Origin of the sequence: Streptomyces sp. NPDC020898 (assembly GCF_044333925.1) — a bacterium.
Lineage (GTDB): Bacteria > Actinomycetota > Actinomycetes > Streptomycetales > Streptomycetaceae > Streptomyces.
Genome location: NZ_JBIRRV010000006.1, coordinates 573,680 through 589,363, shown reverse-complemented (window position 1 = coordinate 589,363; position 15,684 = coordinate 573,680). Strand labels below are relative to the sequence as shown.

The window sequence follows — 15,684 nt, the reverse complement described above, 5'->3', positions numbered from 1 at the left end:
GAGACGGTTCTCTTGGTCGAAAACCCATCTACCAGGGGCTTCACCTGTTTGTCAGGCCAACTGCCCAGCCGCCGCCGGAGGTTGGAAAAGGCTCACTGTCGCTCTCGCTCATGATTCCTTCTTTCGTTGGCGTCTGCCCCGGGCGAGCTCGGTGGCCAGCGCGTCCAGAGGCTGACTCCAGAACTTGCGGAAGTGGTCCAGCCAGGCGTCGACCTCGCGCAGGGGCGCCGGGTCGACCGCGTACAGGCGTCGGGTGCCCTCGGCCCGTACGGTGGCGAAGCCGTTCTCGCGCAGCACGCGCAGGTGTTGCGAGGCCGCGGGCTGGGATATCCCGAACTCCTCCCGTACGACCTCGGTGATCGCACCGGCGCTCTGCTCGCCGTCGCCGAGGAGTTCCAGGATGCGGCGGCGGACAGGGTCTCCGAGAACGTCAAAGGCGTGCACTCGCATCACTGTTTCAAGAGGGACTTATATAAGTCAAGCCTTATAGTGATGGTGTCGGTCAGCCGGCCGGGGACAGCTCCTGGACGGGCTTGGCCGACGTCGACTGCCCGGAGCCGCGCAGGCCGGTCAGGGCGACGAAGACGGCCCCGGGGAGGGTTCCATGGGAAGAAGGGGGAGCGGGGCGAGCGGAGCGGCTCGTGCGGCTCCCCCTGTGATGCGCTCGACGGTAGGGAGCCCGCTGCATCACAGGAACGACAGAGGCCCTGCCGTAGCCGAATACGGGGAGCGTCAGTCGAGCGGAGGGGTGCCGTGCGTGTGGAAGGAGTCGATGGTCTTCAGGCCCCAGGCCTGCCCCTTGGCCCGCTCTGCCTGGGTCCAGGTGATCAGCGGCCAGTCGGGGGCCAGCACCAGGCGGGTGAGCGGGTTGCAGAGTTCGATGCGGTTGCCGCCCGGCTCGTAGACGTACAGGAAGAACGTCTGCTGGATGGCGTGCTTGTGCGGGCCGGTCTCGATGTGCACGCCGTTGTCGAGGCACAGGTCGGCGGCGCGCAGGATGTCCTCGCGGGTGTCCGTGGCGAACGCGATGTGGTGGAGGCGGCCGTTGGAGCCGGACCAGTCCTCCGTGTAGACGAGGTCGTACGACTTGTTGGTGAACGTCAGCCACTGGGCGGCCAGGCGTCCTTCGTCGAGGACGATCTGCTCGGTGGGGCGGGCGCCGAGGACGTGCTGAACGTAGGCGGCGTTCGGTTCGACCTCGGCGGCGAGGAAGTTGACGTGGTCGAGGCGGCGTACGCCGACGCCCTGGGCGGGCTTGGCCTGGGGCTGGTTCTTGAGGCCGGGGCGCAGCTCGGGCGGCGCCTGGTACCACTCGCTCTCCCAGTAGAGGGCGATCTCGTGGCCGTCGGGGTCGGTGGTGACGTAGAGCGGGCCCAGACCGGGTTCGTCCTCGACCCAGCGACCGGGGCGGCCCGCGTGCTCGGTCTCCTTCACCCGGCGGTGCAGTGCCTCCTCGCTGGAGGCGCGCAGGGCGGTGCGGCGCAGGCCGGACGTGGAGTGGGCGGTGAGGGTGAGGCTGTGGTGCTCGTAGTCGTCCCAGGTGCGCAGGTGGACCGAGTCGCCGGAGCGGCCGTTCTCGGTCAGGCCGAGGATCGTGGTGAAGAACCGGACGCTGGCGTCGAGATCGGGGGTGAGCAGCTCGACATGGCCGAGGTGGGCGATGTCGCCGAGCGGCGGGGTCATCGGTGGCTCCTGACGGGGAGAGGGGCGGCGGGGCGGGGGAACACCGTGCCGTCGAAGATCTTGCGGGCGGTGCGGACGACGGCCGTGCGGTACGCGACCGGGGTGGGGCCGTCGGTGTCGAGGAGCGCTTCGACGTCCAGGAATCCGGTGGGGTGTTCGATGCGCAGCGGGGCGTCGTCGCGGGCGGGCAGGCGTGCCACGTCCTCCCCGACGCCGTCGGGCATGCGCAGGCCGGCGGCGACACTCGCGGCGCCCAGCACGCCGATCGCGGTGTGGCAGCGGACCGGGATGAAGGTGCGGGTCATGACGGTGCCGCCGCGGGCGGGCGGGGCGAGCAGGCTGAGTTTGGGCACGGTCGTCGCGGAGACATCGCCGAGACCCATCAACTTGCCTGCCTCCAGGCGGATTTCGTGCAGTCTTTCGTTGAGGGTGACGTTCTCCTCCAGGTCCCCGGGGTCCTCGTAGCCGGTGACGTCGAGGTCGGAGGCGGCGATCAGTACGGTCGGCATGCCGTTGTCCACGCAGGTCACCGGCGTGCCGGCGACGGTGTCCCGGACCCTGCCGGTCGGCAGCAGGGGTGCGCTCCCCCGCCCGAACCCGATCGCCACCGGAGCGGCGCCGCCGGGCACGCCGGAGATCTCGGTCGTGCCCGCGTAGACGACACGCCCCCTGGCCGTGGGAAAGGTCGCGGTGGCGTGGTCACCGCTGTTGACCATGCGGATGCGTACGGAGGTCAGCTCGCCCCCGGCCGCCACCAGCCCTCGCTCGACGGCGAACGGGCCGACGCCCGCGAGGAGGTTCCCGCAGTTCTGACGGTCGGTCACCTCCGCTTGCCCCACGCCGACTTGGAGGAACAGGTAGTCGACGTCGGCCTGTTCGTCGGCCGAGCGGGAGACGACGGCCACCTTGCTGGTGAGGGGGTGCGCTCCGCCGAGGCCGTCGATCTGGCGGGGGTCGGGGCTGCCCATGACCCGCAGCAGCAGTTCGTCGCGGGCGGCGGGGTCGGCCGGCAGGTCCTCGGCGAGGAAGTAGGCGCCCTTGGAGGTGCCGCCCCGCATCAGCATGCAGCGCAGCCCCTCCCCCGGGCCGCCCGTACTCACGAGCGGGCCCTCGGTCCGGCGCCCGGGTCAACTCCCGCCCCGGTCTCCGAGTTGGCGTCCCGTACGTACTCGTCGTACGACTGGTACCGCACCCCCAGCCGTACGAGGGTCTCGCGCAGCCCGTACCGGTCCAGGCCCAACTGGCCGTTGGTGAAGGCGAGTCGGGACGCCTCCTCCTTTGCGGTGCGGGCCTCGGACGCCTTGACGGCCTCGGCGGAGCGCTGCCGGGGGACGGTCATCACGCCGTCGTCGTCGGCGATGATCACGTCGCCGGGCCGGATCTGCTGGCCGCCCACCACGATCGGGACGTTGACCGAGCCGCCCGTCGCCTTGACCGTGCCCTGGGCGCAGACCGCCGCCGACCAGACGGGGAAGCCCATGGCCCGCAGTTCGGCGGTGTCGCGTACCCCGGTGTTGATGACCAGGCCGCGTACGCCCCGGTGTCGGAGCGCGGTGGCGAACAGTTCGCCGAACAGGCCGTCCGTGCAGGGGGAGGTGGTGGTGACGACCAGGATGTCGCCCTCGGCGCACTGTTCGACGGCCGCGTGGATCATGAGGTTGTCGCCGGGCCAGCACAGTGCGGTGACGGCGGTGCCCGCGATGCGGACGTCCTGCTGGATCGGGCGCAGGGCGGGGCCGAGCAGTCCGGTGCGCCCCATGGCCTCGTGGACGGTGGCCACGCCGTAGCCGGCCAGCGCTTCGACGTCCTCGGCGTGTGCGCGCGGCGGGTTGGTGACGATCACGCCACTCATGCCAGTTCTCCCGTGACCTGCGGGTACGGGCGCATGTAGGCCTCGCCGTACGTGGTGTGGGGCAGGCCGAGGTTGGGGCCGGCGTTGCGCTTGAGCTGGACTCCGCGCCGTTTGCCGAGGTCGGTGTAGTAGTCCCAGAGGTGCTGCTGGGCCGACAGGCACTCCATGGCCTTGCGCTTGGTGTCGAACACCTCGGTGATGTCGAGCAGCACCTGCGGGGTGAAGCCGCACATCTCCGGCTGGTGGGGTTCGAAGAAGAACACCGGTGGCGCGCCCAGGACTTCACCGGGGGCGGGGTAGCCGACGGCCTGGGCGAGGATACGCGCGTCCAGGGCCATCCGGGCGGCGGCCGGATGGTCGGCGTTGTAGGGGTCGGAGAGCGGGTGGGTGAGGACCACGTCGGGCTGGATGTCGCGGTAGATCCCCACCAGCTGGTCGGTCAACTCGGGTGTGGCGAGGAGAGGGTAGTCGCCGGCATCGAGGAAGCGGACCTCGGCGCCGAGTGCGGCGGCGGCGTGTTCGGCCTCGGCCCTGCGTATCCCCTTGATCTCCTCCAGCGACCTGCCCTCCCGCCAGGCCTTGGCGGACTCGCCGCGTTCCCCGTACGACAGGCACGCGATGACGACCCGCTCGCCGCGCGAGGCCGCCAGGGCGATGGCACCCCCCGCCCGCCAGACGAAGTCACCGGCGTGTGCGCTGATCACCAGCGTCGAGCGAGCGGCGGCGGGCACCGTACTTTGAGTCATTGCAGAGATCTCCTTGGTGGACAGGTCCTTCGGCCCACCTCGGCGACGTCAGTCGCGCAGTGCGTTATTCGCGCAACGCGGCGATGACGCTCGTGAGATGGGCGCGAGCGGCCGCTTCGGCCGCCTGCGGGTCCCTGGCCGTGATCGTCTCGACCATGGCCAGGTGTTCGCCCAGGGACTTCTGGGGACGCCCCGGTCGCAGCGCGAGCTGGAAACGGTGGCGCACCAACTGGGCGTTGAGCTTCTCCAGCAGCTCCACGGCCGTCTGCTGGCCGGAGAACTGCCTGATCCGGGCGTGCAGTTCGTGGTTGAGTTCGGAGTACGTGACCGGCTCGCCGTCGGCGACGGCCTTGGTCATCGCCTCGCCCAGACCGGTCAGTTCGGCGAGCTGGTCGTCGGTGGCCGCGACAGCCGCCTTGGCCGCGCACAGCCCTTCGAGGACCATCCGGCATTCGGTGATGGCGACCGCTTCCTCCACGGTCACCACCCGCACCCGCGAGCCGCGGTTGCGGATCCGCTCGACCAGCCCTTCCGACTCCAGCTCGATCAGCGCCGCCCGGACGCTGGCCCGTGTCACACCGAACTGCTCGGCGAGTTCGTTCTCCACCAGCCGCTGGGCCGGTGACATGTCGCCGCGCAGAATCGCCTGCCGCAGCTGCTCCAGCGCGTGCTGCCTGGCCTGCTCTCCGGTGCCTGGACGGGCTTGGTTCGGCATGTGCCCCCCTGAGTGAGTGCGTGTCGACGCTAAATCTAGACCGACAATATTGTCAACAATATTGTTCTCTATATTCGGACCGCTGTAGGCCCGGACGGGCTATCAGGTCAAGCGTCCCGGACTATTGACTCCATCACCCTGCTGTCGCGATCCTCATCACAGAGTTGCGTGCGCCATGACAACCTTTGCGCGAGGACGTGAGTGATGACCGAGCCTGCCTTCCCGCCTCGCCCGCACAGCGGACGCAGAACCCTGACCATGCTGTCGCTGCTGATCGCCGTACTGGCGCTGACGCTCGGCACCGTGCCGAGCTCGGCGGCCGGCACGGACTGGTGGACGCCGACCGCGCGCCCCGCCCCCGACTCGCAGATCAACGTCACGGGCGAGCCCTTCAAGGGCACCAACTCCGCAGGCGAGGTGAAGGGGTTCGTCGACGCGCACAACCACCTCTTCTCCAACGAGGCGTTCGGCGGACGGCTCATCTGCGGGAAGGTGTTCTCCACCAGCGGGATCGCGGACGCCCTCAAGGACTGTCCGGAGCACTACCCCGACGGCACTCTCGCGATCTTCGACTACATCACCCACGGCGGTGACGGCAAGCACGACCCGGTCGGCTATCCGACCTTCAAGGACTGGCCCGCGTACGATTCGATGACCCATCAGGCGAACTACTACGCCTGGATCGAGCGCGCCTGGCGCGGCGGTCAGCGGGTGCTCGTCAACGACCTCGTCACCAACGGCATGATCTGCTCGATCTACCCGTTCAAGGACCGCAGCTGCGACGAGATGACCTCGATCCGGCTGCAGGCGAAGCTGACGTACGCCCTGCAGGACTACATCGACGCGCAGTACGGCGGCGCGGGCAAGGGCTGGTTCCGGATCGTCACCGACAGCGCGCAGGCCCGTGAGGTGGTCAAGCAGGGCAAGCTGGCCGTCGTTCTCGGTGTCGAGACGTCCGAGCCCTTCGGCTGCAAGCAGATCCTGGACATCGCGCAGTGCAGCAAGGCCGACATCGACAAGGGCCTCGACGAGTTGTACGACCTGGGTGTGCGCAGCATGTTCCTGTGCCACAAGTTCGACAACGCGCTGTGCGGTGTCCGCTTCGACGAGCACGGTCTCGGTACGGCGATCAACGTCGGCCAGTTCCTGTCGACGGGCACCTTCTGGCAGACGGAGACGTGCAAGGGCCCGCAGAAGGACAACCCGATCGGTGACGCGTCGACGGAGGCCGAGGCGGATCTGCCGGCGGGCACCGAGGTGCCGGAGTACAACGCGAACGCGCAGTGCAACGTACGCGGGCTCACCGATCTCGGCGAGTACGCGGTGCACGGCATGATGAAGCGCAAGATGATGCTGGAGATCGACCACATGAGCGTCAAGGCCACCGGCCAGGCGCTGGACATCTTCGAGGCCTCGTCCTACCCGGGCGTCCTGTCCTCGCACAGCTGGATGGACCTCAACTGGACCGAGCGGGTCTACGGTCTCGGCGGTTTCATCGCCCAGTACATGCACTCCTCCGAGGAGTTCGTCGCGGAGGCCGCGCGCACCGACGCCCTGCGGACCAAGTACGGCGTGGGCTACGGCTACGGCACCGACTTCAACGGCATCGGCGACCACCCGGCGCCGCGCGGCGCGAACACGGGCACGACGGTGACGTACCCCTTCACGAGTGTCGACGGCGGCTCGGTGATCAACCGCCAGACCACCGGTCAACGCACGTGGGACATCAACACGGACGGTGCCGCGCACGTCGGTCTGGTCCCGGACTGGATCCAGGACATCCGGCAGGTCGGCGGCGCCGACGCGGTGAGCGACCTGTTCCGGGGCGCCGAGTCCTACCTCGACACCTGGGGCGGGTCCGAGACCCACAAGGCCGGGGTGAACCTCGCCAAGGGCGTGACAGCGACGGCCAGTTCGTCCGAGTCGAACCCGGTCACCAGCTACCAGCCCGGCCGGGCCGTCGACGGCGATGCGGGCACCCGCTGGGCGAGCGACTGGAGCGACGACCAGTATCTCCAGCTCGACCTGGGGTCGACGAACCTGGTCAAGCGGGTCACCCTCGACTGGGAGCGCGCGTTCGGCAAGTCGTACCGCGTCGAGCTCTCGACCAACGGGACGACCTGGCAGACCGCGTGGTCCACGACCGTCGGTGACGGCGGCCTGGACACGGCACAGTTCGCGGGAGTGCCGGCCCGCTTTGTGCGCGTCCATGGACTGGATCGGGGCACGGACTGGGGATACTCGCTCTACGAAGTGGGTGTCTACGGCACCTGAGTTCCGTATCCAGGGGGAGTTCATGGCACGCAAGCCGTCGGCCGAGCGGCGCCGGCAGTTGACGGAAGCGGCCATCCGCGCGATGACCCGGGACGGCGTCCCCAGGACGACGACCCGGTCCATCGCGGCGGAGGCGGGCGTGTCACTGAGCGTCTTCCACTACTGCTTCGACTCCAAGCAGGCCCTGATCGAGTCGGTCATCACCACGATCATGGACCACTACGTCGAGGTGGTGCGCGAGGCGATCCAGCCGCAGGCCACCTTGCAGGAGACGGTCCGGGCGGGCTTCCGGGCGTACTGGGACCATGTGGCCGCCCACCCGGGCGAGCACATGCTGACGTACGAACTGACCCAGTACGCCCTGCGCGAGCCGGAGTTCGCGCATCTGGCCCGACGGCAGTACGAGCTGTACGCCGACACCTACGCCGAGCTGCTGGAGCAGCTGCGCGAGAGCATGGGGTTCGAACTGAGCGTGCCCGTCCCGGTGTTGGCCCGCTATCTGGCCGCGATGACGGACGGGCTGACGCTCACGTTCCTGGCGGTCGGCGACGAGAAAGCTTGCGCGGACATCCTCGACACGGTCACCGACCATGTCGCTTCCCTCGTACGGGAGTAGCGGCAGTCGAGTGTGACGGCGGTTCGTTCGGCGCCCGGCCTGTGGGGGCTTGTCGCGCAGTTCCCCGCGCCCCTATCGGGGCGCTCCTCCCCGCGTCTCTTAAGTCCCCACCGCCAGCAAGCGTTCGGCGAACTCCGTGAGGTATTCCTCTCGTTGTTTTGGCGAGGCCTCGGCCGGTGTGCGGGCTATGAAGGGTGGGAGGACGTCGAAGCCGAGGCAGCGGAGGATGCCGTGGTGGATCGGCCAGAGGGCTCGGTCCAGGTCGTCGTCGGTGCCGTCGGGGCCGTACAGGCCGGAGGGGGTGCCGGTGGTCGTGCACACCAGGGCGCGTCTGCCCTTCAGGGGGCCGGTGTCGTAGGCGCGTCCCTCTCCGTAGGCGAAGCCGCGGGCCATCGTGCGGTCGACCCAGCCCTTGAGGATGGCCGGCATCCCGGACCACCACAGCGGGAACTGGAGGATCATCAGATCGCACCGGGCGACCTTCTCCTGTTCCGCGAGGACGTCGGGAGGGGTCTCGTGCGCCGCCGACACACGTTCCTGCTCGGCGGCGACGTCCAGGAAGTCGGGGTCGGTCCAGGGCCCGGGGAAGTCCTCGGCGTCGACGGTGGCCTTCCAGCCGAGCCGGTACAGGTCGCTGACCACGACCTCGTGCCCGGCCTGCTTGAGGACGTCCACGGCTCGGACCTTCAACGCGCCGTTGAAGGAGCAGAGTTCGGGATGGGCGAAAACGATCAGTACGTTCACAGTGGGGGGTCTCCTCAGATCGTCCGTGTCGAGCGGTTGCTACTGAGTCGTCTGTGGTGGGGGTATCGGGTGAGACGCCTGTGCCGGGATGGGGGGTTCAGTCGAGGGGGATACGGAGGGTGAAGGTGGTGGAGCCCGGCCCGCTGGTCAGGTCGAGGGTGCCGCCGTGTGCCTGTGCCAGGGACAGGGCGACCGCGAGGCCCAGGCCGCTGCCGCCCCGGTCGCGGCTGCGGGCCTTGTCGATGCGGTAGAAGCGGTCGAAGACTCGGTCCTGGTCGGCGGCCGGAATGCCGGGGCCGGCGTCGGAGACCCGGACCTCCGCGGTGGCGTCGTCGACGCTCACGTCCACGGAAACCTTGGTGCCGGCGGGCGTGTGGATGGCCGCGTTGGTCAGCAGGTTGTCCAGGACCTGCCGGATGCGGAGCGGGTCGAGGCGCAGCCGCAGTTCCCCGGGTGGGGTCGTCACCGTCAGCGGATGCTTCGGGTGGCCCGCGCGGAAGGCGTCCGCCGCCTGGCCCGCGAGTTCCACCAGGTCGGCGCGCTCCTGGCGCAGCGGTGCCTCGACCTGGGCCGCGTCCAGCCGGGCGAGCAGCAGCAGGTCGTCGAGCAGGATGCCCATCCGGGCGGCCTCGGCGCGCAGCCGGGCCAGGTGCCTGTCCCGTTCGCCGGGTTCGTTGGCGGCGGCGTACTGGAAGAGGTCCGCATAGCCCCGTACCGACATCAGCGGTGTGCGCAGTTCGTGGGAGGCGTCGGCGACGAAGCGGCGCAGTCGCTGTTCGGCCTCCGTGCGCACGGCGAGGGAGTCGTCGATGTGTTCGAGCATGGTGTTGAAGGCGGTGCGCAGCTCCTCGACCTCGGGGCCGCCGTCGCCCCCGTCGGCGCGTACGGGCAGCCGGGCGGAGTCGGTGAAGTCGTGCGAGGTGATGCCGCGGGCGGTGTGGGCCATGTCGCTGAGGGGCCTGAGGCCGCGCCGCAGCACCTCCCGGCCGAAGATCACGAGGCCCAGCAGGGCGAGGGCGAAGGCCACGACCTGGACGGTGACCAGTCGGTCCATGGTGTTCTCTATGTCGTCCATCGGCGCCGCGGTGACCAGGACCACCCCGTCCTCGACCTCGCAGGCGCGCAGCCGGTACGTGTTCCCGTCGATGGGCGCGGTGCGCAGGAGGGGGTCGGCGCCGGAGGTCAGCAGGGTCTCCGCGGTGGCGGCGAGTTCGTCGGAGTCCTTCGGCACGTCGGCGGGCTCGCGGAGCACGGGCGTGCCGCTCGTGACCTCGTACGAGGCGGTGTACCAGCCCCAGTACGGCTTTGCCTGCACGCTGCCGTAGTCCGCGACGTCCTTGGACTGGGTGGTCTGGACGTGCGTCATCTGGTCGCTGAGCTGGCGTTCCAGGTACTCCCGCATGTACATCGAGAGCGCCGCGCCGACGACGGCGAACACGACCAGCGAGAGCACGCCCATGCCCAGTGCCAGCCGCGTGCCGAGTCGCAGCCTGCGGTAGTTCTCGCGGCAGCGGCGGATCACTCGGCGACCTGCCGGACCACGTAGCCGACGCCCCGCACGGTGTGGATCAGGGCTTCCTCGTGGTCCTCGGGGTCGTCGAGTTTGCGGCGCAGCCGGCTGACGACCAGTTCCACCACGTTCGAACGGCCGCCGAAGCCGTACTCCCAGACGTGGTCGAGGATCTGTGCCTTGGTGAGGACGGTCGGCGACTTGCGCATGAGGTAGCGCAGCACCTCGTACTCGGTCGGGGTGAGCGTAAGACGTTTCTCACCGCGCCTGACCTCGCGGGTGTCCTCGTCCATCGTCAGGTCGGCGACCCGCAGGACCGACCGCTGGAAGCCGGGGCCGGCGCTGCGGCGCAGCACGGTCCGCAGCCGGGCCATCAGTTCCTCCACGGCGAACGGTTTGACCAGGTAGTCGTCGCCGCCCCGGGTGAGCCCCGCGACCCGGTCGGCGACGCCGTCACGGGCGGTGAGGAAGACCACGGGCACCATCGTGCCGGACAGCCGCAGCCGGTCGAGCACGGCGAAGCCGTCGAGGCCCGGGAGCATGAGGTCGAGCACCACGATGTCCGGATGGAACTCGGCGGCTCGGGTCAGCGCCTCCTCACCGGAGTTCGCGGTGACCGCCTCCCAGCCCTCGTAGCGGGCGACGGTCGCAACCAGGTCGGCGATGGGCGGATCGTCGTCCACGACGAGAAGTCGTACTTTTTCCACGTGCTCATAGTGCTGCACACATCTGCCGGCGCCATACCTTCCCCCCTCCATACCCGCGATCGATAACAACTTGAAAGTCCAACGACAGCATGCCGACAGCTACCGTCGGTCATGCTCGGTACCCCCGGACCCGATCAAGGAGCACTGTCCGTGACGACCGTCCAATCGCCTCCCGCGAAGCCCCCCACGGCGATACGACCCAAAGTGGTGGCCCGCACGGGTCTGTACACCGTGCTGGCCGCCAACGTGGCCGTCGTGACCGTCTTCTTCGCCCAGGCCGGATTCGCCTCGAACGCCCTGATCGTGATGGGCCGGCTCGCCGGGCTGTACGGCGCGCTCTTCATGGCCTTCCAGCTGGTGCTGGTGGCCCGGCTCCCCTGGCTGGACCACCGCATCGGCATGGACCGGCTGACCTCCTGGCACCGCTGGGTCGGCTTCGGCCTGCTGTGGACGCTGCTCGCCCACGCGGTGTTCATCACCTTCGGCTACGCCGAGGGCACGGACCTGGGCCCCATCGGCGAGCTGGTGGAGCTGGCCGAGACCACCGAGGGCGTGCTGCGCGCGATCGTCGCCCTCGTGCTGATCATGGTCATCGGCGCGGTCTCCGCCCGCTACGCCCGCCGCCGCCTCGCCTACGAGACCTGGCACTTCATCCACCTGTACACCTACGTGGCCGTCGTCCTGGCGTTCACGCACCAGGTCGGTGTCGGTACGACGTTCACCTCGTCGTCCGCCGCGACCACGTACTGGTGGACCATGTGGGGCGTGGCGCTCGGTTCGGTGTTCCTGGGCCGGGTGGTGCTGCCGCTGCGCAAGAACCTCCGTCACCAGCTGCGCGTCTCGGCGGTCGTCCCCGAGGCCGACAACGTCGTGTCGATCTACATGACCGGACGCGACCTGGACAAGCTGCCCGCCCGCGCCGGCCAGTTCTTCCTGTGGCGGTTCCTGACCAAGGACCGCTGGTGGCAGGCCAACCCGTTCTCGCTGTCGGCGGCGCCCGACGGCAGGTCGCTGCGGCTCACCGCGAAGGTCGCCGGCGACGGCACCGCCGCCCTGAAGCACATCCCGGTCGGCACCCGCGTCTTCGCCGAGGGCCCGTACGGCGCCTTCACCTCGATGCACCGCACCCGGCCGGAGTCCGTCCTCATCGCCGGCGGCGTGGGCGTCACGCCCATCCGCGCCCTCCTTGAGGAAATCGAGGGCCACGCCGTGGTCATCTACCGCGTCGGACGGGACCAGGACGCCGTCCTCTACGAGGAGCTGCGCGAACTCGCCCACGCCAAGGGCTCCGAGCTGCACCTGGTGAGCGGTCCGGTCACCCCCGACAAGCTGGCCCCGGCCGAGCTGGCCAAGCTGGTGCCGGACATCACGGACCGGGATGTCTTCCTGTGCGGCCCGCCGCCCATGATGAACGCGGTGCTGCGCAGCCTGCGGGAACTGGGCGTGCCCAAGTCGCAGACCCATTTCGAGCGCTTCAGCCTGGCCGGATAAGAGGAACGTCGTGAAACGAGCACTGCCTGTACTGGTCCTGAGCATCGCGGGCCTGGTCCCCGTCTGGCTCTACGAGCCGTCGCTGGGCATCACGTCCTCGGAGGCCTCCACGCCCGCCTCGACACCGTCCACGTCGTCCTCCGCCGCCGCGGGCTCGGGTACGTCGTCCACGGTCGTCACGGGTACCACCGTGGCCACCGAGAAGGGTGACGTCCAGGTCGAGGTGACGTTCGCGGGCGCGAAGATCTCCTCGGTGCGGATGCTGAAGCAGCCGAACCATCCGCAGACGACGGCCGCGGTCCCGGTCCTGATCAAGGAGACCCTCACCGCTCAGAGCGCGGACATCGACACCGTCTCCGGCGCCACCATCACCAGCGACGGCTACCGGGAGTCCCTCCAGGCCGCCATCGACTCCCAGGCGGACGCCGCCGCGGCGGCCCCGGCGCCCTCCGCGTCGGCCGCGGCGGAGCCTGCGTCCCAGATCCTCTCGGGGACCGCCGTGGACACCGAGAAGGGCACCGTCCAGGTCGAGGTGACCTTCGAGGGCGACACGATCGCGTCCGTGAAGATGCTCCAGCAGCCGAACCACCCGCAGACCACGGCCGCCGTACCGGTCCTGATCTCGGAGACCCTCGACGCCCAGAGCGCCGACATCGACACCGTCTCCGGCGCCACCATCACCAGCGACGGCTACCGGGAGTCCCTCCAGGCCGCCATCGACGCGAAGGGCTGAGCGGATGCGGCGCGTCGAACACATCATGGGGTTCCCGATCTCGTTGCGGATCGACGACGAGAACGCCCCGGTGGAGGCGGCGGACGCGGTGTTCGCCTGGCTCCACGAGGTCGACGCGCGGTTCAGCCCCTTCAAACCCGACAGCGAGGTGTCCCGCCTGGACCGGGGCGAGCTGGAGCCCGACGAGCTGAGCGCGGACCTCACCGAGGTGCTCGGCCTGTGCGAGGAGTACCGGGCCGCGACCAAGGGCGCGTTCGACGTCCGGCTGCCCGGCCGGGGCCTGGACCCGTGCGCGATGGTGAAGGGCTGGGCGGTGCAGCGGGCGGCGGATCTGCTGGCGGCGGCGGGCGTACGGACGTACTGCCTGAACGCCGGCGGTGACGTGGTCGCCGCCGGGCGCCCCTGGCGGGTGGGGGTACGCCATCCCGAGCACGCCGACCAGCTGTGCACGGTGCTGGAGCTCACCGAGGGCGGAGTGGCGACCTCCGCCCGCTACGAGCGGGGCGACCACATCCTCGACGGCCGCACCGGCCGCCCGGCGACCGGGCTGCTGAGCCTGACCGTGGTGGCCCCCACGCTCACCGAGGCCGACGCCACGGCGACGGCCGCGTTCGCGATGGGCGCGGAGGGTGTCGAGTGGGCCGCCGCCCGCAAGGGCTGCGAGGTCTTCGCGGTGGACGCCGAGCGGCAGGTCTTCCGCACGCCGGGATTCCCGGTCGCCTCCTGACCGCTCCTGCCCTGCTGTGTACGTCCCTGTGGGCGCCCTCCGTCTCGATACGGCGGGCGCCCACTGGCGTGTGCGGTGTCCGGGACCGTCAGTGGCCCCGGGCGATCCACTCCTGGAGGTGCGGTGCCTCGGCGCCGATGGTGGTGGGGTCGCCGTGCCCGGTGAGGACCTTCGTCTCGGGCGGAAGGGCGAGCAGCCGGTCCCGGATCGAGTCGATGATCGTCGGGAAGTGGGAGTAGGAACGGCCGGTGGCACCCGGTCCGCCGTGGAAGAGGGTGTCGCCGGTGAAGACGGTGCCGAGCCCTCGGTCATACAGGCAGACCGCGCCCGGCGCGTGTCCTGGCGTGTGCAGGACCGTCAGATCGACGCCTGCGGCCTCGATCACCTGACCGTCGGCCAGCCAGGCGTCGGGGTCGCGGTCCGGGTGGGTCTGCTTCCACAGCGGGAGGTCGTCGCGGTGCAGCCAGATGGTGGCGCCGGTGCACTCGGCGAGCGCGGGGGCCGCGTCGATGTGGTCGTTGTGGGCGTGGGTGCACACGATGGCGGTCAGGCGGCGGTCGCCGACGGCCGCCGCGATGGCGTCGGCGTCATGGGCCGCGTCGATCACGATGGCCTCGTGGTCGTCGCCAATGATCCACACGTTGTTGTCGACGTCCCAGGTGCCGCCGTCGAGGCTGAACTGCCCGGAGGTGACGAGGCGTTCGATGCGGGCGCCGGTCATCACAGCACCACCACCGAGCGAAGTACGTCGCCGCCGTGCATCCGCTCGAACGCCTTCTCCACCTCGTCGAGCTGGATGGTCTCCGTGACGAACTTCGCCAGATCCAGGCGCCCCTGGAGGTGGAGGTCGATGAGCATGGGGAAGTCGCGGGACGGCAGGCAGTCCCCGTACCAGGACGACTTCAGCGAGCCGCCGCGCCCGAAGACGTCGATCAGCGGAAGCTCCAGCTTCATGTCGGGAGTCGGCACCCCGACGAGAACCACCGTCCCGGCCAGGTCACGGGCGTAGAAGGCCTGCTTGTACGTCTCCGGACGGCCGACCGCCTCGATGACCACGTCGGCACCGTGGCCGCCGGTCAGCTCACGGATCGCCTCGACCGGATCGGTCTCCTTCGAGTTGACCGTGTGCGTGGCGCCCATCGTGCGGGCGGTGGCCAGTTTCCGGTCGTCGATGTCAACCGCGATGATCTTCGCGGCGCCCGCCAGGTTCGCCCCGACGACGGCCGCGTCCCCGACACCGCCGCAGCCGATGACGGCGACGGTGTCACCGCGTCCGACATTCCCGGTGTTGATGGCGGCGCCGATACCGGCCATGACCCCGCACCCCAGAAGGCCCGCGACCGCCGCGGAGGCCGACGGGTCGACCTTCGTGCACTGACCGGCCGCGACGAGGGTCTTCTCGGCGAAGGCACCGATGCCGAGCGCCGGGGACAGTTCGGTGCCGTCGAGCAGGGTCATCTTCTGCTTGGCGTTGTGCGTGTTGAAGCAGTACCAGGGCCGCCCGCGCAGACAGGCCCGGCAGTTCCCGCACACGGCACGCCAGTTGAGGATCACGAAGTCACCGGGCGCCACGTCCGTGACCCCCTCCCCCACCGACTCCACAATGCCCGCCGCCTCATGGCCCAGCAGGAAGGGGAAGTCGTCGTTGATCCCGCCCTGCTTGTAGTGCAGATCGGTGTGGCAGACCCCGCAGGCCTGGATCTGCACCACGGCCTCCCCCGGACCGGGGTCCGGCACGACGATCGTCTCGACCCGCACCGGTTCGTTCTTCCCCGGTGCGATCACGCCGCGTACTTCCTGCGCCATGGTGCTGAACCCTTCCATCGGCCAATGTTCGGTTCCTCGACCCGACCCTACGTGCCACTGATCGGTCACGGCACGCTCAC

16 protein-coding genes are annotated in these 15,684 nt (G+C 69.7%); 5 read left to right on the top strand and 11 right to left on the bottom strand.

What is annotated here, in order from left to right:
• Positions 1 to 108 precede the first annotated feature (108 nt).
• The 6 genes from ACH4TV_RS22490 to ACH4TV_RS22465 all read right to left on the bottom strand — a co-directional run bounded on the left by ACH4TV_RS22490 (position 109) and on the right by ACH4TV_RS22465 (position 4,996).
• Positions 109 to 450, bottom strand: coding sequence for an ArsR/SmtB family transcription factor (locus ACH4TV_RS22490; protein WP_398400701.1), 342 nt, complete (start codon positions 448 to 450; stop codon positions 109 to 111).
• A gap of 282 nt (positions 451 to 732) precedes the next feature.
• Positions 733 to 1,683, bottom strand: coding sequence for a catechol 2,3-dioxygenase (locus tag ACH4TV_RS22485; protein WP_398400699.1), 951 nt, complete (start codon positions 1,681 to 1,683; stop codon positions 733 to 735).
• On the bottom strand, positions 1,680 to 2,747 hold the full coding sequence (locus ACH4TV_RS22480; RefSeq protein ID WP_398400755.1) for a 4-oxalomesaconate tautomerase: 1,068 nt from the start codon (positions 2,745 to 2,747) through the stop codon (positions 1,680 to 1,682). The genes ACH4TV_RS22485 and ACH4TV_RS22480 overlap by 4 nt, the downstream gene beginning before the upstream one ends.
• A 32-nt stretch (positions 2,748 to 2,779) precedes the next feature.
• Positions 2,780 to 3,535: a 4-carboxy-4-hydroxy-2-oxoadipate aldolase/oxaloacetate decarboxylase gene (locus tag ACH4TV_RS22475; protein WP_398400697.1), complete on the bottom strand. Its 756-nt coding sequence runs from the start codon at positions 3,533 to 3,535 to the stop codon at positions 2,780 to 2,782.
• Complete coding sequence (locus ACH4TV_RS22470) at positions 3,532 to 4,281, bottom strand: PIG-L deacetylase family protein (RefSeq protein ID WP_398400695.1); 750 nt, start codon at positions 4,279 to 4,281, stop codon at positions 3,532 to 3,534. Before ACH4TV_RS22470 ends, ACH4TV_RS22475 begins: the two co-directional genes overlap by 4 nt.
• 64 nt (positions 4,282 to 4,345) lie before the next feature.
• Complete coding sequence (locus tag ACH4TV_RS22465) at positions 4,346 to 4,996, bottom strand: GntR family transcriptional regulator (protein WP_398400693.1); 651 nt, start codon at positions 4,994 to 4,996, stop codon at positions 4,346 to 4,348.
• Between the two features lie 258 nt (positions 4,997 to 5,254).
• On the opposite strand from ACH4TV_RS22465, the gene ACH4TV_RS22460 reads away from it, so the two are divergent.
• Complete coding sequence (locus ACH4TV_RS22460; RefSeq protein WP_398400753.1) at positions 5,255 to 7,270, top strand: discoidin domain-containing protein; 2,016 nt, start codon at positions 5,255 to 5,257, stop codon at positions 7,268 to 7,270.
• A 22-nt stretch (positions 7,271 to 7,292) separates the two neighbouring features.
• The gene (locus tag ACH4TV_RS22455) at positions 7,293 to 7,886 is read left to right on the top strand and encodes a TetR/AcrR family transcriptional regulator (protein WP_398400691.1); all 594 of its coding nucleotides are present in this window, start codon (positions 7,293 to 7,295) and stop codon (positions 7,884 to 7,886) included.
• Between the two features lie 99 nt (positions 7,887 to 7,985).
• Here the strand turns inward: ACH4TV_RS22455 and ACH4TV_RS22450 are convergent, their stop codons facing one another.
• From ACH4TV_RS22450 to ACH4TV_RS22440, 3 genes are all read right to left on the bottom strand, one after another.
• Complete coding sequence (locus ACH4TV_RS22450) at positions 7,986 to 8,630, bottom strand: NAD(P)H-dependent oxidoreductase (RefSeq protein WP_398400689.1); 645 nt, start codon at positions 8,628 to 8,630, stop codon at positions 7,986 to 7,988.
• 97 nt (positions 8,631 to 8,727) lie between these two features.
• A complete protein-coding gene (locus ACH4TV_RS22445; RefSeq protein WP_398400687.1) occupies positions 8,728 to 10,152 on the bottom strand; it encodes a sensor histidine kinase in 1,425 nt (474 codons plus the stop codon).
• Positions 10,149 to 10,847: a response regulator transcription factor gene (locus tag ACH4TV_RS22440; protein WP_398400685.1), complete on the bottom strand. Its 699-nt coding sequence runs from the start codon at positions 10,845 to 10,847 to the stop codon at positions 10,149 to 10,151. Before ACH4TV_RS22440 ends, ACH4TV_RS22445 begins: the two co-directional genes overlap by 4 nt.
• 150 nt (positions 10,848 to 10,997) lie before the next feature.
• Between ACH4TV_RS22440 and ACH4TV_RS22435 the strand changes: the two genes are divergently transcribed.
• From ACH4TV_RS22435 to ACH4TV_RS22425, 3 genes are read left to right on the top strand one after another with little or no spacing between them, the layout of a single operon-like run.
• A complete protein-coding gene (locus tag ACH4TV_RS22435; RefSeq protein ID WP_398400683.1) occupies positions 10,998 to 12,338 on the top strand; it encodes a ferric reductase-like transmembrane domain-containing protein in 1,341 nt (446 codons plus the stop codon).
• 10 nt (positions 12,339 to 12,348) lie between these two features.
• A complete protein-coding gene (locus ACH4TV_RS22430) occupies positions 12,349 to 13,071 on the top strand; it encodes an FMN-binding protein (protein WP_398400681.1) in 723 nt (240 codons plus the stop codon).
• Positions 13,072 to 13,075: 4 nt separating this feature from the next.
• Positions 13,076 to 13,798, top strand: a complete 723-nt coding sequence (locus ACH4TV_RS22425) for an FAD:protein FMN transferase (protein WP_398400679.1) — start codon at positions 13,076 to 13,078, stop codon at positions 13,796 to 13,798.
• Between the two features lie 88 nt (positions 13,799 to 13,886).
• On the opposite strand, the gene ACH4TV_RS22420 is transcribed toward ACH4TV_RS22425, so the two are convergent.
• Together ACH4TV_RS22420 and ACH4TV_RS22415 are read right to left on the bottom strand one after the other, a co-directional pair.
• Positions 13,887 to 14,519 (bottom strand): MBL fold metallo-hydrolase, encoded by a 633-nt coding sequence (locus ACH4TV_RS22420; RefSeq protein WP_398400677.1) that lies wholly within the window; start codon positions 14,517 to 14,519, stop codon positions 13,887 to 13,889.
• Positions 14,519 to 15,604: an S-(hydroxymethyl)mycothiol dehydrogenase gene (locus tag ACH4TV_RS22415; protein ID WP_398400751.1), complete on the bottom strand. Its 1,086-nt coding sequence runs from the start codon at positions 15,602 to 15,604 to the stop codon at positions 14,519 to 14,521. Before ACH4TV_RS22415 ends, ACH4TV_RS22420 begins: the two co-directional genes overlap by 1 nt.
• Between the last annotated feature and the right edge of the window lie 80 nt (positions 15,605 to 15,684).

Coding starts and splice junctions, on each gene's coding strand:
- ACH4TV_RS22415 (WP_398400751.1), bottom strand. CDS start 15,604: ATGGCGCAGGAAGTACGCGGCGTGATCGCACCGGGGAAGAACGAACCG.
- ACH4TV_RS22490 (WP_398400701.1), bottom strand. CDS start 450: ATGCGAGTGCACGCCTTTGACGTTCTCGGAGACCCTGTCCGCCGCCGC.
- ACH4TV_RS22465 (WP_398400693.1), bottom strand. CDS start 4,996: ATGCCGAACCAAGCCCGTCCAGGCACCGGAGAGCAGGCCAGGCAGCAC.
- ACH4TV_RS22475 (WP_398400697.1), bottom strand. CDS start 3,535: ATGAGTGGCGTGATCGTCACCAACCCGCCGCGCGCACACGCCGAGGAC.
- ACH4TV_RS22455 (WP_398400691.1), top strand. CDS start 7,293: ATGGCACGCAAGCCGTCGGCCGAGCGGCGCCGGCAGTTGACGGAAGCG.
- ACH4TV_RS22420 (WP_398400677.1), bottom strand. CDS start 14,519: ATGACCGGCGCCCGCATCGAACGCCTCGTCACCTCCGGGCAGTTCAGC.
- ACH4TV_RS22460 (WP_398400753.1), top strand. CDS start 5,255: ATGCTGTCGCTGCTGATCGCCGTACTGGCGCTGACGCTCGGCACCGTG.
- ACH4TV_RS22485 (WP_398400699.1), bottom strand. CDS start 1,683: ATGACCCCGCCGCTCGGCGACATCGCCCACCTCGGCCATGTCGAGCTG.
- ACH4TV_RS22470 (WP_398400695.1), bottom strand. CDS start 4,281: ATGACTCAAAGTACGGTGCCCGCCGCCGCTCGCTCGACGCTGGTGATC.
- ACH4TV_RS22480 (WP_398400755.1), bottom strand. CDS start 2,747: ATGCTGATGCGGGGCGGCACCTCCAAGGGCGCCTACTTCCTCGCCGAG.
- ACH4TV_RS22425 (WP_398400679.1), top strand. CDS start 13,076: ATGCGGCGCGTCGAACACATCATGGGGTTCCCGATCTCGTTGCGGATC.